Raw genomic sequence first — 21,030 nt, forward strand, 5'->3', positions numbered from 1 at the left:
GGTCCGGCATTCACTGACAAACCTGGCCGGTGGCGGGCGGGCCCGGCTTCCGGCGCAGGATGTTCGGCGGACGAGCCGGATGTTTTTTCGCCCCGCCGGTGATCGGGGCGCACGGAAAGGCACTACTGGGTGTGGATGATCCAGAAGCGCGATTCACCGCGCTGTACGACCGGCACTACCGCAGCGTGCTCGGCTACGCGCTGCTCCGTGCCGAACGGCAGGAGGCCGAGGACGTCGCGAGCGAGACGTTCCTGATCGCCTGGCGGCAGCTGGAACGCCTGCCCGAGTCTCCGCTGCCATGGTTGCTCGGCACCGCCCGCAACCTGCTGCGCGCGCAGCGGCGTTCCGGGCTGCGGAAGCGGGCGCTGGCCGAAAGGCTGGCCGAACTGGCCCCGGCGGGCGACGTGGCCGACCAGGTCGCCGAGCGCGAGGCCGCGCTGGCGGCGCTGGCCGACCTGTCCGAGCAGGACGTCGAGGCCGTGGTCCTGGCCAGCTGGTACGGCCTCGCCCCGGCCGATGCCGCCAGGCTCGCCGGATGCTCGGCCCGCGCGTTCACGGTCCGCCTGTACCGCGCCCGCCGCCGCCTGTCCCAGGCGCTCGATCTAACCTCACCGATCCCCTGCGGCACCGCGCCGCGCCCCACCCCGGGTTCCAGGCCCGGGGTCTCCCAACTGGAGGTATCAGATGAACGACGTTGACGAGCGGGTCCGCGCGCTACGCCCGGACGCCCTCACCGAGGACGCCCACCGGCGCCGCCGCGAGGCGGACCTCGCCCGCGCCTTCGCGGAGGCCAGGCCCCGGCCCCGCTCCCTGTTCCGTCCCACCTTCCGTCCGGGGTTCCGTCTCACCCCGAAGGTCGCACTGGTCGGCGCCCTCGTCGGGCTGGCCGCGGCGGTGACGGCGCCGGCCGTCGTGACGGGGACGATCGGGTTGCGGGGACCGGGCGGCGGCCGGACCGCCGAGCTCGTCCCCCCGCTCTCCAGCTCCGCCTCCACGCCCGGCGCACCGGTGGTCACGCTTGACGCCCGGTCGTTCCTGCTGGCCGGCGCGGAGACGGCGGCGCGCGAGGTCGCCCCGAAGGGCCGGTACTGGTTCGAGCGCACCAGGACCTTCGAGCCGGTCGGGGCCGGCGCGGTCGTCGCCCACACCGACGAGATCTGGTCCGACGGCCGGAAGGGGCGGAGCTCGTCCAGTCAAGACGTCAAGATCACCTTCGAGACCCCCTCCGACGAGGCGGCGTGGAAGGCCAAGGGATCTCCGTCCCTGTGGTCCTCCCCTGAGACCAGTGACTTCGCCATGATCCTGCAAATAGGGCTCGGCGCCAAGACACTGACCGTGGGGGAGGAGCAGAAGCTGCCCGGCGACGTCGAGGGACTTGAGCGCTGGCTCCGCTCGGCGCACCGCGAGGGGCCGTTCGCGGACTTCGTCTTCGAGGGCGCGCGCCACCTGCTCTCCATGCCGACGAGCGCGGCCACCCGCGCTTCGATGCTGCGCATCCTGGCCGACCAGCCAGGACTCGTGCTGAAGCAGGACGTCCTTGACCCGCTCGGTCGCAAGGGCACCGCGGTCACCACCGCCAACGGCCACCACACCCTGGTCATCGACGAGTCGGGGGCGCGCCTGCTGGCCTTCCGCTACGACGGCCCGGACGAGAAGCCCCAGGCGGGCACCGCCAACTCCGTGTTCGTCCCCGCCCGCAAGGGCTTCAAGGTCGCCTACGAGAGCTCCGGCTGGGTCGGGGAACTCGGCGCCAGGAAGTGATCTTTCGCCCCGTCGTCCGGGAGGGGGCGGCGGGGCACCCGCCGGATCCGGCGCGTCCGTCACTCCCGCGGGGGCGGGGCGGACCCCGGCCCAGTACGTCAGCCCAGGACCAGGTCCCTGATCGTCCGCAGGGAGGCCTCGTCGCGGGGGCCCATCACCAGGAGGTTGCTCACCGGGCTCTTGCGCCACAGCTCCAGGCGTTCGCGGATGCGGCCCACCGGGCCGACCAGGGAGATGCCGTCGGCCAGTTCGTCGGGGATCGCGTTGAACGCCTCGTCCCTGCGTCCGGCCAGGTAGAGCGCCTGGATCTCCTCGGCGGCCTCGGCGTAGCCCATCCTGCCGATGATGTCGGCGTGGAAGTTGCGGCTCTTGGCGCCCATGCCGCCGATGTAGAGGGTCAGCATCATCTTCACCCCGTCCAGCGCCGCCCTGACATCGTCGGTGATCAGTGTCATGACCATGGCGGCGATGTCGAAGTCAGGCCCGGCGCCGGCGAGCGAGGGGCCGTACATCCGCTCGATCTTCTCGGGGAACACGAAGAGCGGCAGCCAGCCGTCGGCGATCTCGGCGGCGAGCGCGACGTTCTTCGGGCCCTCCGCGCCGAGATAGAGGGGGATCTCACCGCGGAGCGGGTGGGTGATCAGCTTCAGCGGCTTGCCGAGGTTCGCGCCGCCAGGGTAGGGCAGGGGATAGTGCTCGCCGTCGCTGGTCACCGGCTCCTCACGGCGCCAGACCTTGCGCATGATCTCGACGTACTCGCGGGTGCGGGCCAGCGGCTTGGGGAACGGCCGGCCGTACCAGCCCTCGACCACCTGGGGGCCGGACGCGCCGATGCCGAGCAGCAGCCGCCCGCCGGTGAGGTGATCGAGGGTCATCGCGGTCATCGCGGTCGCCGCCGGGGTCCTGGCGGAGATCTGCACCACCGATGTGCCCAGTTTGATGCGGGACGTCCGCGCGCCGTACCAGGCCAGCGGGGTGAAGGCGTCGCTACCGTAGGCTTCCGCGGTCCAGACGGACTCGTACCCCAGCCGTTCCGCGGCCTGGACGAGTTCGGTGGCGTCGTCGGCGTCGCGCTGCCAGTAGCCGAGGTTCAGGCCGAGTTTCAGATCGGTACTCACCGGGTCTCCTCGCAACGTAAGGCCGGACACGCTCCGCAATTAGAACACGTTCTACATTGGTCGGTCGAGTGTGAGGTGTCGAAATTCGGTCTCCCGGGAAGCGTCCATCTGTGCTCTATGCAGCTCGCAAGCTCCTCTCCCTGATCTTCCTGCTTGCCCTCGCCGTCACGGGAGCGATCCCGGCCGTGGCGCACGCGGCGGAGCGGCCCAACATCGTGCTGGTCCTCGTTGACGACCTGGATGCGGGGGATCTCCAGAAATTTCCCAACATCTCAAACCTCCTTGCCAGGAGCGGCACCAGCTTTGACAGGTTCTTCGTGCCGAACTCCTGGTGCTGCCCGTCACGCGCGTCGATCATGCGCTCCCAGTACGTGCACAGCCACGGAGTGCTGACCAACACCGCCCCCGAGGGCGGTTTCACCAAGTACCATACGACCGGCCTGGAACGTTCCACGCTCGGGACCTGGATGAAGTCGGCCGGCTACCGCACCGGCCTGATGGGCAAGTACCTCAACCACTACCCTGGCGGCGCCACCGCCGCCACCTACGTGCCACCCGGCTGGGACGAGTGGGACGTGCCGGTGCGCAGGCTCTACGAGGAGTACGGCTACACGCTCAACGAGAACGGCGCGTTGCGGGCCTACGGCTTCGCGCCGGAGGACTACCTGGCCGACGTGCTCAGTGCGAAGGCGGGGGCGTTCGTCTCCCAGCCGGGCGACGACCCGTTCTTCCTCTACCTCGCCCCGATCGCCCCGCACAATCCCGCCAACTACGCCCCCCGGCACGAGGCCGCCTTCGCCGGGGCGGTGGCTCCGCGCACCCCGTCCTTCAACCAGCCGGATGTCAGCGCCGAGCCGCTCTGGCTCAGGTCGCTCCCGCAGTTCGACGCCAGGAAGGTCCAGAAGATCGACCGGCACTACCGCGACCGGCTCCGGGCCATGCTCGGCGTGGACGACATGGTGGGCGCCCTGATCGAGTCCCTCAGGGTCTCCGGCAAGCTGGATGGAACGTATATCTTTTTCGCCTCCGATAACGGGTTCCACCAGGGCCAGCACCGGCTCGCCCAGGGCAAGACCACCCCCTTCGACGAGTCCATCAAGGTGCCGCTCCTGGTCCGCGGCCCCGGTGTACCGGCGGGCCACGTCGTCGGCGACATGGCCTCCACGGTCGACCTGGCCCCGACGTTCGCCCAGCTGGCCGGTGTCACGCTCCCCGACTTCGTCGAGGGCCGCTCCCTGCTGCCGCTCCTGCGGGGCCGCACGCCGCCCTCGTGGCGCCAGAACGTGCTGCTGGAGTTCAACCGCCCGACGGATCCGGGCTCGGCCCGCCAGACCCCGGTCCCGGCCTACCAGGGCATGCGGACCGCCTGGCACACCTTCGTCCGCTACTCGACCGGCGAGTACCAGCTCTACGACCTCGTCGCGGATCCCTACCAACTCCGCAACATCGCGGCCGAGACCCCGCTCTCCGTGATCGCCCGGTTCAACCAGCAGCTCGACGCACTGGTCTCCTGCTCGGGCGCCACCTGCAGGTCAGCCGACTCGGTCAAGCCGCCCGTGCTGCCCGTCCGGCCCCTCTTCCTCGGCCCGTGGGGACCGTGAGATGCCGGGGTAGGCCCGCAGCAGGTGGGCCTCGACGGCGGCGGCGGCCCCCGCCGCGTCCCCGGCGACGATGGCCCGGTGGATCCGATGATGATCGGCCATCAGCCCTGACGTGTCGCCCAGACGCTCGACCGCGCCGACCGCGTAGCGGCGGAGCGAGTCACGCAGCGAGAGCATCATGGCGGTGGTCAGCCTGTTGCCCGACGCCTCGGCGATGGCCACGTGGAAGGCCGTGTCGTGCTCGACGAACTCCTCCGCGGTCGTCGAGGCGTCCATCCTCTCCAGCGCGGCGGTCATGGCCGACAGGTCCGCCCCCTGTGCCGCGGCATGCGCGGCGGACCACTGTTCGATCATCAGCCGGGCGTCGACGACCTCCGCCAGCGACAGGTTCGACAGCCCGAGATGGAGTCTGAGCAGGTCGCTCAGGGCGTCCGCGGGTCTGGAGATGAGGCAGGCCCCCGCGTCCGGCCCCCGCCCGACCTGCGACGACACCACGCCCAGCGTCTCCAGAACCCGCATCGCCTCGCGTACGGACGACCGGCTCACCCGCAGTTGCTCGGCCAGTTGCCGCTCGCCGGGCAGGCGGTCGCCGACCGTGAGCCCGTCGTCCGCGATGCGCCGCTCGATCTGGGCGATCACGTCCTCGAACGCCCGGGTGCGCCGGACCGGTTGCCAACCGCCCAAGGGGGCCTCCTCTTGTGAGGGAATATGGTCAGACCATACTATGGTCTGACCATAAAGCGTAAGGAGTACCGTGCGCGTCGCCCTGTTCATCACCTGCGTGAACGACACGCTCTTTCCCGGCACCGGGCGGGCGGTCGTCACGCTGCTGCGCCGCCTCGGATGTGACGTCGAGTTCCCGCGGGCGCAGACCTGCTGTGGCCAGATGCACGTCAACACGGGGTACCCCGAGGAGGGCAGGCGGCTCGCGCGGCACTTCGTGGACGTCTTCGCCGAGTACGACGCGGTCGTCGCGCCGTCCGGGTCGTGCGCCGCGATGGTCCGCGAGCAGTATCCGCGTCTGGCCCGCACCCCCGCCGGAGCCCCCGCGGGGGAGAGGCCCCCGCCCGGCCCGTTCGCCGCGGAGGTGGCCGAGACGGTGCCGAAGGTCTACGAGCTCTCGGAGTTCCTCGTCGACGTCCTCGGCGTCACCGACGTCGGCGCCTACTTCCCGCACCGGGTGACCTACCACCCGACCTGCCACTCGCTGCGCGGCCTCCGCCTGCAGGACCGGCCCACCCGCCTGCTCGAGCAGGTCAGGGGCCTGGAGCTGGTCCCGCTCCGCGGAGCGGACGAGTGCTGCGGCTTCGGCGGCACCTTCGCGCTGAAGAACCCGGCGATCTCCGCCGCCATGTGCGCGGACAAGGTGCACAATGTCGTGACCACCGGTGCCGAGGTGCTGTGCGCGGCCGACAACTCCTGCCTGATGCACATCGGTGGTGCCCTGGCACGCCAGCGCGCCGGTGTACGGATCATGCACCTCGCCGAGATCCTCGCCGCCACGGAGAGCGGCGACGACAGGGCGGTGCGCGGATGAGCGGGAGCGCCACGTTCCTCGGCATGCCGGCCTTCCCCGCGAACGCCGCGGTCGCCGTGCGGGACTCGCAGCTCAGGTACAACCTCCGCAAGGCCACCCACACGATCCGCGGCAAGCGGGCCGCCATGGTCGGTGAGCTGCCCGACTGGGCCGAGCTCCGCCGGGCGGGCAAGGAGATCAAGGACCACACCCTGCGCAATCTGGAGCACTACCTGGTGCGCATGGAGGAGGCGGTCACCGCGGCGGGCGGCCACGTTCACTGGGCGGCCGACGCCAAGGAGGCCAACCGGATCGTCGCCGACCTGGTCAAGGCCACCGGCGAGACCAGTGTGGTCAAGGTCAAGTCGATGGCGACCCAGGAGATCGGCCTCAACGAGGCACTCGAACTGGAGGGCATCACCGCCTACGAGACCGACCTGGCCGAGCTGATCGTCCAGCTCGGCGACGACTGGCCCTCGCACATCCTGGTCCCGGCGATCCACCGCAACCGCGCGGAGATCCGCGAGATCTTCCGGGAGAGGATGGCCGACTGGGGGCGCGCCGCGCCGGAGGACCTGACGGACGACCCCCGGGCCCTCGCCGAGGCCGCCCGGCTCCACCTGCGCGAGCGCTTCCTTTCCACCAGGGTCGCGATCTCCGGCGCCAACTTCATGATCGCCGAGACCGGCACGCTGGTGGTGCTGGAGTCCGAGGGCAACGGGCGGATGTGCCTCACCCTGCCCGAGACGCTGATCAGCGTGGTCGGCATCGAGAAGCTGCTGCCCGGCTGGCAGGACCTGGAGGTCTTCCTCCAGCTGCTGCCCAGGAGCTCCACCGGCGAGCGGATGAACCCATACACCTCCACCTGGACCGGTGCGGTCGAGGGACAGGAGTTCCACCTGGTACTGCTCGACAACGGCCGGACGAACGTGCTGGCGGATGAGATCGGCCGTCAGGCGCTGCGCTGCATCCGCTGCTCGGCCTGCCTGAACGTCTGCCCGGTCTACGAGCGGGCCGGAGGCCACGCGTACGGCTCGGTCTATCCGGGACCGATCGGTGCGATCCTCACCCCGCAGCTACGCGGCACCGCCTCGAAGCTGGACGCGTCGCTGCCGTACGCCTCGACCCTCTGCGGCGCCTGCTTCGACGCCTGCCCGGTCGCGATCGACATTCCCGAGGTCCTGGTCCACCTGCGCGGCAAGGTCCGCCACGCGCGCGTCGAGCGCCTGGGCATGCGTGCCGCCGGGTGGGTGTTCGACCGCCCCGCGCGGCTGGCACGTGCTCAGCGGCTCGGCGGCCGCCTGCGCAGGTTCGTCCCCGGACGCCTGCCGGGCCCGCTGTCGGCCTGGACCGACACGCGTGACATTCCCGATATTCCTCCCGAGTCATTCCGTGACTGGTGGGACCGTACGGACGGAGGCGTTCAATGACCGCTGCGGGCAGCAGGGAGCTGATCCTGTCGCGGATCCGCTCCGCGGTGGCCGGGGCCGGCGAGGTCGAGATAACCCGCGCCTACCGCACCTCACCGGACCCGGCCCGCGCGACGGGCCTGGTGGAACTGCTCGCCGAGCGGGTGGCCGACTACCGGGCGGTCGTGCACGTGGTGGACGAGGGAGAGGCGGCCGCGACGATCGCGGCGGCGCTGGCCCGCCGGAGCGCCACCCGGTTGGTCGTCCCCGAAGGGCTGCCATCCGAGTGGGTTCCCGGAGAACCGGTCACCGATGATCCGCCGCTGAGCGCGGCCGAGCTGGACGGGGTGGACGGTGTCGTCACCGGGTGCGCCGTGGCGATCGCGGAGACCGGCACGATCGTGCTGGACGCCGGCCCCGGGCAGGGGCGCCGGGCGTTGACCCTGGTACCGGACTATCACCTGTGCGTCGTGCGCGCCGGGCAGATCGTGGCCGGCGTTCCCGAGGCGGTCGGCAGGCTCGACCCCTCCAGGCCGCTGACCTGGATCAGCGGTCCCTCCGCGACCAGCGACATCGAGCTGAACCGGGTGGAGGGCGTGCACGGCCCGCGCACGCTGGAGGTCGTCGTCGTCCGCTGACCCGGCGGGGAAGGCGCGTCGGGCGCGAAACACGGATGTGGCCGTGCTGGACGTCTCCGGCATGCCCGGCTAGCGTGCCAGGGCGTGTGATCCACAGGCTCGGCCGGCGGACGGCTGTCGCCCGCCGGAACCGATCCGATCTCCACCGTCCATCACGTTCGCAGAAGAAAAGGCGGAATTTACCGATCCGTTACCTGCCCACGTGGTGTCATTATCGGATATTGTCGCGAGTCGTTACTGCGTAACCCCAGGTCAAGGTCATTGGAGTCCTGTTTCCATGAAACCGCCGCTGCTGCTCATCGGGCAGGGCTCGCACGACGACAACGGATCCGTTGAGTTCGGCAGGTTCATCCATCGGCTCCGCTGCCGACTGGACCAGACGGCGGCGGACGTCTCCGGCGGCTACATCGCCAAGGCCAGGCCGCGCCTCAGCGACTCCGTCGCGTCGCTGGTCGCGCGCGGGCATCACCGGATGGTGGCCCAGCCCATGAGCCTCACCGGCGGTACCTGGCTCGGCACGGACATCCCCTCCGCGATGGCCCGCGAGCGGGAGAGACATCCCATGCTCACCTGCGACTACGGCCGTCCCCTGGGCTCCGACCCCCGCGTCCTCGCGCTGCTCGCCGAGCGTCTGGCCGACGCCGCCGCCGAGGTCGCCAGCCTCCGGCTGGTCCCCGCCGCCGCCGGGCCGCTCGACGACGAACCCGAGCACATCGAGATCGGCGAGACCGCCGTCGTCCTGGTCGGCGACGGCTCCACCAGTCCCGAGTCCAACGCCGACGTGCACCGGGTCTCCCGGCTCTTCTGGGAGACCCACGCCCATGAGTACATGACCGTGGAGACGGCGTTCGTCTCCCTCACCCCGCCCGGCGTCCCCGGCGGCATCGAGCGCTGCCGCCGCCTCGGCGCCAAGCGCGTGATCGTCGTGCCCTACCTGCTCTTCGCCGGCGGCCTGCTCGACCGCGTCTGGGCTCAGGCCATGGCCTACGCCGCCGGCCACTCCAACCTGGACGTTCGCTGCGCCGACGTCATCGGCGACTGCGAGGGTCTGGCCGACGTGGTCATCGAGCGCTACGAGGAGGCGCTCAGCGGCATCGCCTGGTGATCCGGCGATGCGGTTTCCGGCGTTTTTTCGAATGCTGGTTTCTGGAGGAGACTGGAGCGCATGACCATCCTCCAGGAGACCATCGCGGCGATCCGTCCCGCCGATCCGGCGGCCGTCGCCGAGGCCCGAGCCCACCAGGACCGCCTGACCAAGCCCAGGGGCGCGCTCGGCGCGCTGGAGGAGGTGGCGATACGGCTGGCCGGGGCCGCGGCGGTCAGCCCGCCGCCACTCCCGGTTCCCGCGGCTCTGGCGATCTTCGCCGCCGACCACGGTGTCCACGCCAGGGGCGTGACCCCGTGGCCGCAGGAGGTCACCCTGCAGATGGTCGGCAACTTCCTCGCGGGCGGTGCCGTGGCCAACGCCTTCGCCGCCCAGGTGGGAGCCTCGGTGACGGTCGTCGACGTCGGCGTGGCCGCCGACCTCGACCCGGCGCCGGGACTGACGATCAGTAAGATCGCGTACGGTACGGCCGACCTGTCCCGCGGACCGGCGATGACCCCCGAGCAGGCGGTCGCGGCCCTGGAGGCCGGGATCGCCCATGCCCGCGGTCTCGTCGACGGAGGCGCCCGCTGCCTGATCACCGGGGACATGGGCATCGCCAACACCACCGCCTCGGCCGCGTTGATCTGCGCGTTCACCGGACACGAAGCGGCGGCCGTGACCGGCAGGGGAACCGGCATCGACGGCGAGACCCTGGAACGCAAGATCGAGGTGGTCCGCGAGGCACTCCGGGTGAACGGTCTGGAGCGGGGGCCGGGCGCCGCCTCCCCGGTGTCCGCCCTGGAGACGCTGGCCGCGGTCGGCGGCCTGGAACACGCGGCGATCGCCGGATTCGTCCTCGCCGGGGCCGCTCTGCGGGTGCCGGTCATCCTGGACGGTGTCATCGCGGGAGCGGCGGCACTGGCGGCGGCGGCACTGGCGCCCGACGTCGTCGACCACTGCGTGGCCGGGCACCGCTCGGCCGAACCCGGTCACGCCGCGGCCCTGGATCACCTGGGCCTGCGTCCCCTGGTGGAGCTGGAACTCCGGCTCGGCGAGGGCACCGGTGGCCTGCTCGCCCACCCGCTCGTCTGCGCCGCGGCCAGGGTGATGCACGAAGTCGCGACCTTCGATTCCGCCGGTGTGACGGACAAGGAAGCCTGACCTGCGGAAGTCTTAAGCCGGCCGGTTGACAACAGTCAGCCCTTTCTTGACATCTGTTAACACAGGTGCAGCAAAGAGAGCCCCGTTAGCCGGTAGGTTTACCTCCTAAGCACGTCATGATTCGCAATTCCTCGTGAACGGGAGATCGGTCACCATGTCGCCCTACCTGCTCGGCTTGCGCCTCTCCGGGCGGCGGGTGCTCGTCGTGGGCGGCGGGCGCGTCGCCCAGCGGCGTGTGCCGGCGCTGCTCGACGCGGGCGCACTGGTCACCATCGTCTCGACGAGCGTCACGCACGCCCTCGACGATTTCATCGCGACAGGCCGGGTGACCTGGGAGGCCAGGCGCTACCAGGCCGGCGACGTCGACGGGGCCTGGCTGGTGCAGGCCTGCACGGACAACCCCGAGGTGAACGCCGCCGTGGCCGAGGAGGCCGAGGCGAAGCGGATCTGGTGCGTGCGCGCCGACGACAAGGACGCCTCCGCGGCCTGGACCCCCGCCAGCGGCAAGGTGGACGAGATCAGTGTGGCGATCACCGCCGGAGGCGATCCCCGGCGTGCCGCCGGGATCAGGGACGCCGTCGTGGGAGCCCTCAGGGACGGTACGGTCGACGCCCGGCGTAACCGCACCAAGCCCGTGGGCGTCGCCCTGGTCGGCGGTGGCCCCGGCGACCCCGGCCTGATCACGGTCCGTGGACGGCAGTTGCTGGCCCAGGCCGACGTGGTCGTCGCCGACCGGCTCGCCCCGCAGGCCCTGCTCGACGAGCTCTCCCCGGACGTCGAGCTGATCGACGCCGCGAAGATCCCCTACGGTCGTTACATGGCCCAGGAGAGGATCAACGAGCTGCTGATCGAGCACGCCAGACAGGGCAAGTTCGTGGTCCGGCTCAAGGGAGGCGACCCGTTCGTCTTCGGCCGCGGCGGCGAGGAGTTGCTCGCCTGCGCCCGCGAGGGCATCCCGGTGGTCGTGGTCCCCGGCATCACCAGCCCGGTCGCGGCGCCGGCCGCCGCCAACGTGCCCGTGACGCATCGCGGCGTCAGCCAGGAATTTCACGTGGTCTCCGTACACGTCCCGCCGGGCGACGAGAGATCCACGGTCGACTGGCCCAATCTGGCCAGATCCGGCGGCACGCTGGTGCTTATGATGGCGGTCGAACGGATCGGAGTGATCGCCGAAACATTGCTCTATAACGGACGTTCGCCGGAAACTCCCGTAATGGTGGTACAGGACGGTACCCTTCCGACCCAGCGCGCTCTTTACGCCACGCTCTCCACTGTGGCGGAGCGCGTAAGCGCGGCTGAGATTCGGCCCCCTGCGATCGTGATCGTCGGTGATGTCGTGAAGGTCGGCCAGGAGGTCGAGATGGTTCGAGCGGAGCGAGTACCGTGAAATCGGCTTCCAACAGGCCCCCCCAATCGGGTGGTGGCCGTAACCCTCGCCTCGTCGGCATCCCCCAGGAGCCACCCGACGGCCCCCCGTCGGATGACCAGGAATCTCCCGGCGAGCAGACGGTGACCTTCGGCGCCATCCGCCCAGACGATGACGCCGCCTCCGTCCGCGCTCGCGCCCAGCCCGCCGCCGGTGCGGCCGGTCCCGCCGCGCCTCCGGGCAGGAGAGCCGGTCCGGCGGCGGGTCCAGCCGCACCCCCCGCCTCGGAGGAGGCGATGGCGGCCTTCCACGCCGCCGCGGCCGCCGCGCAGGCCACGATCGCCGCCATCACCACTTCCCGGGAGGTGGGCAGGCCCGCCGCCGGCGCCCCGGGCAGCCGCCCCCCGGGTGCCTCTCGCGGCGGTCCCGCGCCGGCCTCCCCCGGTGCGGGCGCCCCGCCGGCCGCTTCCCGCGGCGGTGCCCCCGCCCTTCAGAAGGCCCCTCGTGGTGGTGCTCCAGCCTCGCCGGGTGCTCCCCGTGGAGGCTCTCCCGCCCCGCCGGGGGCGGACCCGGGGCAGGGGGCCCCTCCTTCCCCCGGAGCTTCGCGCGGTGGCGGCCCTGCCACCGCTCCTCCCGCTGTCCCCCCGAGACCGGGCGCCCCCGCCTCCCAGGGGGAAGTCGCGGGAGCTTCTCGCGGTGCGACCTTCCGTCCGGGGCCCGCTTTCCCGAGCGCTCCCCGTGCCGGCGGCGGCCCCGTCACACCTTCTCCTCCCGGCGCACCTGCTCCCCAGGCCGCTCCCGGTGCGCTCTTCCGCCCGGGCGCCCCCGTTCCCCCGAGCGCTCCCCGCACCGACGGTCCCGGGGAAGGTGCCGCGGCCCCCTCCCGTACGGCGAGCGACGGCTCTTCCCCCCGGGCCGAGGCCGCCGCTCCGCCCCTTCGGGGGAACAGACCCCAGGAGAAGCAGGAGGAGCCGGACGAGGTCGTCGTCCTCCTCGCGGATGACGAGGAGCCGGAAAACGAAGCGGAGAACGACGCCGGGACGCCTGACGCCGACGGGGCCGAGGACGGGGCCGAAGACGGTGGCGATGCCGGAGCGCGGGTCCTGGCCGGCGACGGGGGTCAGCGCGACGCCGAGCCCGCCGAGATCGATGAGCAGGCTCCGCAGGAGGGTGAGAGCGGTGCGGAGGCCCAGGGCGATGGCGAGGCCGACGGGAACGACGGGGACGAGAAGGCCGGAGGCAAGGAGGACGCGGGGTCGCCGGGCGGCCGGGTGCGGGAGACGCCGCTTCCCGAGGCCGTCTCCAAGGCCCTGAGCAGCGCGCTCACCGCCGTACGCGCCGGCGTCACCGACCTCGGTTTCGGCCTGGACATCCCCGGGGCCGAGGAGGCCAGGCGGGTCCAGAGCGAGATCCTGGCCCAGCTCGACGACTACGTGATCCCCCGGGTCCACACGAGCACCGCGCCCGCCCTCGTCGTGGTCGCGGGCTCCACCGGCGCGGGCAAGTCCACGCTCCTCAACACGCTGGCCAACGCCAAGGTCAGCGCGACCGGTGTGCGCCGTCCGACGACCGGGACGCCTGTCCTGGCCTGCCACCCCGACGATCACGAGTGGTTCGCCGAGGGCGACCTGCTCGGTAGCCTCCGGCGGCTCAGCGAGCCCGACCCCGGGGCGGCCTCCGGCGGCCTCGTGCTCGTCTCCACCGAGCGCCTACCTCCCGGTGTGGCACTGCTCGACACCCCCGACATCGACTCGGTGGTCGAGGAGCACCACGAGATCGCGCACCGCATGCTCGACGCGGCCGATCTGTGGATCTTCGTCACCACCGCCGCCCGCTACGCCGACGCCCCGGCCTGGCGGCTGCTCCGCCTGGCCAAGGAGCGTGGAGCCAAGCTGGCCATCGTGCTCTCCAGGGTGCCGGCCAAGTCCAGAGAAGTGATCACCAAGCACTTCGTCAGGATGCTCACCGAGTACGGTCTCGGCGAGGTCGACCGGTTCGTCGTCAACGAGGGCAAGGTCACCGACGGCATGCTCCCCGACCACGAGGTGAGCGAGCTGCGTTTGTGGCTGACCGAGCTGTCGGTCGACGAGCGGCGTCGTGAGCAGGCCGTGCGGGCCACCCTGGACGGGGTGCTGAACAGCTTCCGCACCCGGGTGCCCGCCCTGGCCAAGCAGCTGGAGATCCAGGTCGCCTTCCGCAGAGATCTCCGCGCCGACGTGGAGAGCGCCTACGCCCAGGCAATGGTCGAGGTCGACGAGAGCACCGGCGACGGTTCGCTGCTCCGAGGTGAGGTCCTCGCCCGCTGGCAGGACTTCGCCGGTTCCGGTGATCTCATGCGTACCCTTCAGTTGCGCAAGCCCGGCCGCCTCGCGAGCAAGGCGAGCCATCAGGCACCCGAGCGGCTCAGCGCGCTGAGATCCGCGCTGCGGACGGGGTTGGAGTCGGTGGTCGTCTCGGCGGCGCAACGGGCCGCGGAGGAGGCCGCCTCGCGTTGGTTGAACCGTCCGGGCGCGCAGGAGATCCTGGCGGCCGCCGAGCTCGGCCAGGCGTCCGACGACCTCCCGCGCAGGGCCGGCCGGACCATCGCGGCCTGGCAGGAGCACATCACCGAGCTGATCCGCACCGAGGGGGTGACCAAGCGATCGGTGGCCAGGGTGATCTCGTTCGACGTCGAGTCCCTGTCGCTGATCCTGACCATCGGGCTGCTCGGTTACGGCGCCTCGGAGGCGCGGAACGGCACCGGTGCGCTGCCGCAACGGCTGGTACACGCGCTGCTCGGCGCGGAGTCGCTGCGCAACATCGGGGTGAAGGCCCGGAGCGATCTCCGCGCCCGGATCGGCATGCTCTTCGACGACGAGACGGCGCGTTACATCCAGGCCCTCGATGGCGCCGGCATACCGGATGAATCCGCCGCCACCCGCCTTTACCAGGCAACGTACAACCTTGAGGTCGCCCGATGAGTGTTGGCACCACCCAGTCACGCCAAGGTCTCGGCAGCCGGCTCGCCGCGCTGGCTCGGATCGTGGAGCTGGGGCCGGGCAGGGTCGAGCCCAAGCTCCTCACCGAGTCGGGGCAGCTGCTGCTGCGTGCCGGTGACAGGCTCAAGCTCTCCTCCGACCACACGGTGGTCGCGCTCGCGGGAGGCACGGGCAGCGGCAAGTCGACGCTGTTCAACTCGATCTCCGGCCTGGAGCTGTCGCCGACGGGAGTGCGCCGCCCGACCACCGCCCGTACCCACGCCTGCGTCTGGGGTCTGGACGGTGCAGGCCCGCTGCTCGACTGGCTGCAGATCCAGTGGCGTCACCGCTTCGCGCGGGCCAGTGCCCTGGACCGCGGGGAGAGCCGGCTGCACGGGCTGATCCTGCTCGACCTGCCCGACCACGACTCCATCCGGGCGCTGACCGACAGTGAGGCCGACCGGCTGATCCAGGTCGCGGACCTCGTCGTGTGGGTGCTCGACCCGCAGAAGTACGCCGACGCCTCCACGCACCGGCGTTACGTGACCGACCTGGCCGGGCACGAGGCGGTGACGGTCTTCGTGCTCAACCAGTCCGACCGGCTCGACGAGGAGGAACTGGCCGAGTGCGTCGCGGACCTGGAGGACCTTCTCCACCGCGAGGGGGTCGAGCACCCCGTGGTCGTCACCACCTCGGCGATCACGGGTACGGGCGTGGACGACCTCAAGGCGGTCCTCGCCGAGACCGTGTCCAGGCGCAGGGCCGCCACCCAGCGCCTGGAGGCCGACCTCGACCGGCTGACGCTCCGCCTGGCGAAGGTCATGCCCGCCGACGGCACCCCGGCGCCGCCCTCCTCCATTGACGACGCCCGCCGGATCGGCCTCACCGACGCCCTCTGCGACGCGGCCGGAGTTCCCGCCGTCGGCGAGGCGATGGAGAACGTCTACGCCGCCAGGTCCGGTGAGTGGGTCGGCTGGCCCTACACCCGCTGGGCGGCCAAGCTCCGCCCTGATCCGTTGAACAGCCTGCGCCTGGGCGACCTGCGAGACGAGATCCGCAGCCTGACCGGTGGCTCGGTCAGCGCGCAGCCGGCCGAGGTGGACACCGCCGTGCACGCCCTGGCCGACGGCCTGACCTCCGGCATGCACGAGGCGTGGCAGAGCGGGATCAGGGATGCCGCGCGCTCCCGCTCGGCGCAGCTGCCCCAGGTGCTGTCGGAGGAGCTCTCGGAGGTCGCACCGCGCCTGGACCGGGTCCCCGGCTGGTGGCGGCTGCTTCTCGCCTGGCAGTACCTGCTGGTCCTGCTCTTCGTCGCGGGCCTCGCCTGGGTCGGTACGGCCCTGGTCTACGGAGTGTTCGGCACGGGGAAGCCGCCGGCGGGGCTGGAGGTGTTCGGCGACGCCGCCTCGCTGCCGTGGGTGGGGCTGATGATGCTCTCGGTGCTAGGGCTCGGGTTGCTCACCGCGGTGGCCAGCCGTAACTTCATCGTGCTCGGCGCGGGCAACGAGCGTGACGCGCTGGAACGCGAGATGCGCCGCAGGGTCGCCGGGCTCGCGGAGAGCATGGTGATCGAGCCGGTGGAGCGCGAGCTGACCCGCTACAACGAGTTCTACTCGGCCATGCGGAGCCTGCGGGACTGATTCCCAGGGTTGTCCACAACCCGGTCGAGTGTCCGGCGGTTGTCCCCAGAACGCGATTCGGCAACTCGCGAGGGGTATGGCTCGGACCATCGTGTCTTTCACGCCGCCGGCACTCAGCCGGCGCTCATGGGAGGCACGATGAACGACATCTACGTCACGTTGACCGGTAACGTCGCGGCCACGCCACGCCAGCACACCTTCCCCGACGGCTCCCGGGTCACCTCGCTCAAGATCGCCTCGACCAGTCGTTACTTCGATCGGGAGAACCAGCAGTGGCGCAACGGTGAGACGACCTACTTCGGCGTCCGCTGCTTCCGCGGGCTCGCCGACAACGTCGCCCAGTCGGTTCAGCTGGGCCAGCCCGTCGTCGTTCAGGGACGGCTGCGGATCCGCGAGTTCACCCACGAGGGTGAGCGCCGGTTCATGCCCGAGGTGGAGGCCAACTCGCTCGGGCACGACCTGCGCTGGGGGCTCGGCAGCTTCAGCAAGCCACAGCGCGGCGGTCCGGTCGCGGCCCTGGGCAGCGCGGAGCGGATCGAACTCGATCGCGAGACGTCCGACTGGGCGATGAGCGGCGGCGTTCCCGTCGAGGCGGAGGCACCCGGCGCCCTGCCCCCGCCGCGGGCCGGGCTCGACGACGAGCGGGCCACGCCGGGCGGGCCTGCCGAGGGAGGTGCGACCCGCGGAGAGGCCGCCTCGCATGCGGTGGATCACGGCTCCGCCGGGGAGGAGCCGGCGGCGGGAGAGGCCGTGACCAGGAGAAGGAAGGCGGCGAAGGGCACGACGAGGCGGGTGGGGGTGGTGGGGGCCGACGACCCGGCCGCGGGGGTCACCGGGGAGGAGACGGCCGGGGCCGTGCCGGGCACGGTGAAGATCCACCCAGATGTGAGCGATGAGGCACCCTGGCCGACGCGGGAGCGTGTGGCGGCCTGAGCCGCCTCCCGTTGGGAGGCCCGGGCCGCGGGCCTCCCAACCCGATCGGCCGGCCGGAACCGGAGGGGCGAAGGAATCGTTCGAGGTGGACGGGGAGTCGAATTCGGACAGGGGAATGGGCGCTGATCCGCGCAGGGGAAGAACGCGGACGGCGGGATGGGGCGGATTCGAGCAGAAGACTTGGAACAGAAGATCGGCAGAGAGGATTTCGGACGGGAGATGAGGGGCAGGCGTCCGGTGAAGCGCGGACTTCGCGGGAACAGGATGCCTGACGGAAGTGCAGGACCTCACACGGTAGGAGGGTCTGGTTCGGGCGGAGTGAGGAGGCACCGGCCGGACGCGGTCGGTGTCTCACCACGGAAGCGCGGCGACGCCGAGATAACCAGCCGATGGTCTTGCCCGTGTCAGATGCCCAGGACACCTGATTCAGGTCCAGGTCACGCCCCGCAGCATGGCTTGCTCCTTTCCCGCACGGCCCGCTCGCGAGGGAGCGGTTTCCAAAACGTAGGTCAACCGGTGGGCTGGCCCACTCCGTCAAAGGTAGCGGTTCCCATCGCGCGTCGCACACTCCGCAACTATTGTGTTACACATCGTTAGTCGGAGAGGGGGACGACATGGCGGCTCCTAGCCACACCTCGGTCAAACCGCGCGACGGCATGACACCCTTGGCCGATCGCTGGCCCCTGCTTGGACAGCGCCGCCCGCTGGTCGGCTACCTCTGCGGGATAGTAGCGCTGGATCTCGCCGCGATCGTGTTCTTCCTGGCATCCGGGGTCTTCCGCTGGTCCGATGCGCTGACCTTCACCGCGCTGATGGCGTGTGGAGCCGTGTGCATCGAGGCGACCCGGAGGCTGGGCATGCCGGCCGGCGTGCACCGGGACCTGCTCTCCGCCTGGTGGCTGCCCGCCGCGCTGCTGCTCCCGCCGCTCTACGCGCTCCTGGCGCCCATTCCGCTCCAGTTCCTGCTGCAGAGACGGGTGCGCGCGACGGTCGTCTACCGGCGGGTCTTCAGCTCGGCGGCGATCGGCCTGGCCGGATGTGCGGCCTCCCTGCTCTTCCATGCCGCGGTCGGTGACCTGAACGCGCTGACCAGGGGCGACGGAGGGCCGATCCTGGTGGCCGTCGGCTGCGCGGTCCTGTTCACGGTGATCAACACCGCGTTGATCGCCATCGCGGCGCACACCGCCGATCCCGACAGCCGCTGGCGGGAGGTCCTGTGGAACCGGGAGAACCTGCTCCTCGACGTCGTCGAACTCTGCCTCGGCGTCATCATCTCCATCACCTGCGGGCTCAATCCGGCTCTGCTGGTCCTGGCGCTGCCCCCGGTGGTGCTGCTCCAGCGCAGCCTGCTGCACGCGCAGCTTCAGGCCGCGGCCCGCACCGACCTCAAGACCGGCCTGCTGAACGCCGCGGCCTGGCAGCGGGAGGCCGACACCGAGATCGTCAGGGCGCGTCGCACCGGGGAGACGCTCGCGCTGCTGATCGTCGACATCGACCATTTCAAGAGGGTCAACGACACCTACGGTCACCTGATCGGAGACCAGGTCCTCGTCGGGGTGGCCGACACCATCCGCAGCCAGCTTCGCGACTACGACGTGGTGGGCCGGTTCGGCGGTGAGGAGTTCGTCGTCCTGCTGCCCAGGGCCGACGTGACAGAGGCCCGCAGGGTCGCCGAGCGGCTGCGCTCCCGGGTGGGACGGATGGCGCTCCCGGCCGACGACAACATGATCACCGTGACCATCTCGGTCGGTGTCGCGATCATGAGCGTGCACGGGGACGACCTGATCGAACTGCTCGCCGCGGCCGACCTCGCCCTCTACCGCGCCAAGGAACTCGGCCGCGACCAGATCTGCCTGTCGGCCACCATCGTGCCTCCGGCCCGCAGGCCCGGATCCGATGCCGCTCCCAGGTCGGCTTCTCAGCCCTGAGGACTGAGCTCGCAGCTCCTCGCCGTCGGTGGCTTCGACGGCTTGGTCCGCGTCAGACAGTGTGACTCACCGCCCAGCCTGTGACACCGCGTGAGGCGATGTCCCGAGCCGCGGTCGACGTCCCGGGCGAACCGGGACTCCTTGCGCCTGCGGGCCTTCGGCAGGCGCTTGGCGGACTCGCTCTGCTTGGCCTGAGGGCCCGAGGTTCCTCGCAAGCACTGCTGAACTTTCCAGGCCCTAAACTAAAGGCATGCCGGAGTACATCTACACACTGCAGCGCGTGCGCAAGGCGCACGGCGACAAGGTCGTCCTCGACGACGTGACGTTGTCGTTCCTGCCGGGAGCCAAGATCGGTGTCCTGGGTCCCAACGGCACCGGAAAGTCGACGCTGCTGAAGATGATGGCGGGCCTGGAGCAGCCGTCCAACGGCGACGCCCGGCTCATGCCCGGCTTCACCGTCGGCATGCTCCAGCAGGAGCCCCCCCTCAACGAATCCAAGACCGTTCTCGGCAACGTCGAAGAGGGCGTCGCCGAGACCAAGGCGATGCTCGACCGCTTCAACGAGATCGCCGAGCTGATGGCCACCGACTACAGCGACGAGCTGCTCGACGAGATGGGCAAGCTTCAGGACGCCCTGGACCACCGCAACGGCTGGGATCTCGACAGCCAGCTGGAGCAGGCAATGGACGCCCTCCGCTGCCCCCCGCCGGACGCAGAGGTGACCCAGCTCTCCGGTGGAGAGCGCCGCCGGGTCGCCCTCTGCAAGCTGCTCCTGGAGCAGCCCGATCTGCTCCTGCTCGACGAGCCCACCAACCACCTCGACGCGGAGAGCGTCCAGTGGCTGGAGTCCCACCTGGAGAAGTACCCGGGCACCGTGCTGGCCGTCACCCACGACCGCTACTTCCTGGACAACGTGGCCAACTGGATCCTGGAGCTCGACCGCGGCCGTTGCCACCCCTATGAGGGCAACTACTCCACCTACCTGGAGGCCAAGGCCGCGCGGCTCAAGCTCGAAGGCCAGAAGGACGCCAAGCGCAAGAAGCGCCTGGAGGAGGAGCTGGAGTGGGTCCGCTCCAACGCCAGGGCCCGCCAGACCAAGAGCCGGGCGCGCCTGCAGCGCTACGAGGAGATGGCCGCCGAGGCCGACAAGCACCGCAAGCTCGACTTCGAAGAGATCCAGATCCCGCCGGGCCCGCGTCTGGGCACCACGGTCATCCGGGCCGAGAAGCTCACCAAGGGCTTCGAGGAGCGCGTCCTGATGGAGAGCCTCTCCTTCGACCTGCCGCGCAACGGCATCGTCGGCGTCATCGGTCCGAACGGTGTCGGCAAGACCACCCTGTTCCGGATGATCACCGGCGGCGAGACGCCGGACAGTGGCGAGATCGTCGTCGGTGACACCGTCAAGATCTCCTACGCCGACCAGAGCCGGGGCGGGATCGACCCGGCGAAGAACGTCTGGGAGGTCGTCTCCGACGGGCTCGACTACATCAAGGTCGGCCAGGTCGAGATGCCGTCGCGCGCCTACATCGCCGCGTTCGGGTTCAAGGGGCCGGACCAGCAGAAGAAGGCGGGCATCCTGTCCGGTGGCGAGCGCAACCGGCTCAACCTGGCGCTCACCCTCAAGCAGGGCGGCAACGTGCTCCTGCTCGACGAGCCCACCAACGACCTCGACACCGAGACGCTCTCCAGCCTGGAGAACGCGCTGCTGGAGTTCCCCGGCTGCGCGGTCATCACCTCGCACGACCGGTGGTTCCTGGACCGCATCGCGACCCACATCCTGGCCTGGGAAGAGGGTTCGAACTGGTTCTGGTTCGAGGGCAACTTCGCCGACTACGAGAAGAACAAGATCGAGCGTCTGGGTGCCGACGCGGCCCGGCCGCATCGCGTCACCTACCGCAAGCTCACCCGCGACTGA

General features: G+C 70.8%; 16 protein-coding genes. 14 read left to right on the top strand and 2 right to left on the bottom strand.

All coding sequences use genetic code 11. From position 1 onward, the window contains the following. Window positions 1-131 precede the first annotated feature (131 nt). Window positions 132-698 (top strand): RNA polymerase sigma factor, encoded by a 567-nt coding sequence (locus ACFQVD_RS43170; protein ID WP_343966786.1) that lies wholly within the window; start codon window positions 132-134, stop codon window positions 696-698. Further along, window positions 685-1,761, top strand: a complete 1,077-nt coding sequence (locus ACFQVD_RS43175) for a hypothetical protein (RefSeq protein ID WP_343966784.1) — start codon at window positions 685-687, stop codon at window positions 1,759-1,761. The genes ACFQVD_RS43170 and ACFQVD_RS43175 overlap by 14 nt, the downstream gene beginning before the upstream one ends. Window positions 1,762-1,859: 98 nt before the next feature. On the opposite strand, the gene ACFQVD_RS43180 is transcribed toward ACFQVD_RS43175, so the two are convergent. Then, a complete protein-coding gene (locus tag ACFQVD_RS43180; protein ID WP_343966782.1) occupies window positions 1,860-2,879 on the bottom strand; it encodes an LLM class F420-dependent oxidoreductase in 1,020 nt (339 codons plus the stop codon). 110 nt (window positions 2,880-2,989) lie between these two features. Between ACFQVD_RS43180 and ACFQVD_RS43185 the strand changes: the two genes are divergently transcribed. Beyond that, a complete protein-coding gene (locus tag ACFQVD_RS43185; protein WP_343966780.1) occupies window positions 2,990-4,480 on the top strand; it encodes a sulfatase family protein in 1,491 nt (496 codons plus the stop codon). Here the strand turns inward: ACFQVD_RS43185 and ACFQVD_RS43190 are convergent. Then, a complete protein-coding gene (locus ACFQVD_RS43190) occupies window positions 4,412-5,164 on the bottom strand; it encodes a FadR/GntR family transcriptional regulator (RefSeq protein ID WP_343966778.1) in 753 nt (250 codons plus the stop codon). The genes ACFQVD_RS43185 and ACFQVD_RS43190 overlap by 69 nt on opposite strands. Before the next feature lie 70 nt (window positions 5,165-5,234). Between ACFQVD_RS43190 and ACFQVD_RS43195 the strand changes: the two genes are divergently transcribed. The 11 genes from ACFQVD_RS43195 to ettA all read left to right on the top strand — a co-directional run bounded on the left by ACFQVD_RS43195 (window position 5,235) and on the right by ettA (window position 21,030). Then, complete coding sequence (locus ACFQVD_RS43195; RefSeq protein WP_343966776.1) at window positions 5,235-6,017, top strand: (Fe-S)-binding protein; 783 nt, start codon at window positions 5,235-5,237, stop codon at window positions 6,015-6,017. Further along, window positions 6,014-7,426: a lactate utilization protein B gene (locus tag ACFQVD_RS43200; RefSeq protein ID WP_343966774.1), complete on the top strand. Its 1,413-nt coding sequence runs from the start codon at window positions 6,014-6,016 to the stop codon at window positions 7,424-7,426. The genes ACFQVD_RS43195 and ACFQVD_RS43200 overlap by 4 nt, the downstream gene beginning before the upstream one ends. Continuing rightward, window positions 7,423-8,043 carry a LutC/YkgG family protein gene (locus ACFQVD_RS43205; protein ID WP_343966771.1) on the top strand — a complete coding sequence of 207 codons (621 nt, stop codon included), beginning with the start codon at window positions 7,423-7,425 and terminating at the stop codon, window positions 8,041-8,043. Before ACFQVD_RS43200 ends, ACFQVD_RS43205 begins: the two co-directional genes overlap by 4 nt. A gap of 277 nt (window positions 8,044-8,320) precedes the next feature. Then, window positions 8,321-9,148, top strand: a complete 828-nt coding sequence (locus ACFQVD_RS43210; protein WP_343966769.1) for a sirohydrochlorin chelatase — start codon at window positions 8,321-8,323, stop codon at window positions 9,146-9,148. A 60-nt stretch (window positions 9,149-9,208) separates the two neighbouring features. Beyond that, window positions 9,209-10,291: a nicotinate-nucleotide--dimethylbenzimidazole phosphoribosyltransferase gene (cobT, locus tag ACFQVD_RS43215; RefSeq protein WP_343966767.1), complete on the top strand. Its 1,083-nt coding sequence runs from the start codon at window positions 9,209-9,211 to the stop codon at window positions 10,289-10,291. Between the two features lie 154 nt (window positions 10,292-10,445). Next, on the top strand, window positions 10,446-11,678 hold the full coding sequence (gene cobA, locus ACFQVD_RS43220) for a uroporphyrinogen-III C-methyltransferase (RefSeq protein ID WP_343966931.1): 1,233 nt from the start codon (window positions 10,446-10,448) through the stop codon (window positions 11,676-11,678). Between the two features lie 122 nt (window positions 11,679-11,800). Next, complete coding sequence (locus ACFQVD_RS43225) at window positions 11,801-14,617, top strand: GTPase (RefSeq protein ID WP_386273934.1); 2,817 nt, start codon at window positions 11,801-11,803, stop codon at window positions 14,615-14,617. Then, window positions 14,614-16,254: a GTP-binding protein gene (locus ACFQVD_RS43230; RefSeq protein ID WP_343983554.1), complete on the top strand. Its 1,641-nt coding sequence runs from the start codon at window positions 14,614-14,616 to the stop codon at window positions 16,252-16,254. The genes ACFQVD_RS43225 and ACFQVD_RS43230 overlap by 4 nt, the downstream gene beginning before the upstream one ends. A gap of 138 nt (window positions 16,255-16,392) precedes the next feature. Then, window positions 16,393-17,187: a single-stranded DNA-binding protein gene (locus tag ACFQVD_RS43235; RefSeq protein WP_343983551.1), complete on the top strand. Its 795-nt coding sequence runs from the start codon at window positions 16,393-16,395 to the stop codon at window positions 17,185-17,187. A 614-nt stretch (window positions 17,188-17,801) separates the two neighbouring features. Next, the gene (locus ACFQVD_RS43240; RefSeq protein WP_343983548.1) at window positions 17,802-19,115 is read left to right on the top strand and encodes a GGDEF domain-containing protein; all 1,314 of its coding nucleotides are present in this window, start codon (window positions 17,802-17,804) and stop codon (window positions 19,113-19,115) included. A gap of 250 nt (window positions 19,116-19,365) precedes the next feature. Next, complete coding sequence (ettA, locus tag ACFQVD_RS43245) at window positions 19,366-21,030, top strand: energy-dependent translational throttle protein EttA (RefSeq protein WP_343983545.1); 1,665 nt, start codon at window positions 19,366-19,368, stop codon at window positions 21,028-21,030.

This window comes from Streptosporangium amethystogenes subsp. fukuiense, assembly GCF_042665875.1.
In the GTDB taxonomy this organism is placed as follows: domain Bacteria; phylum Actinomycetota; class Actinomycetes; order Streptosporangiales; family Streptosporangiaceae; genus Streptosporangium; species Streptosporangium fukuiense.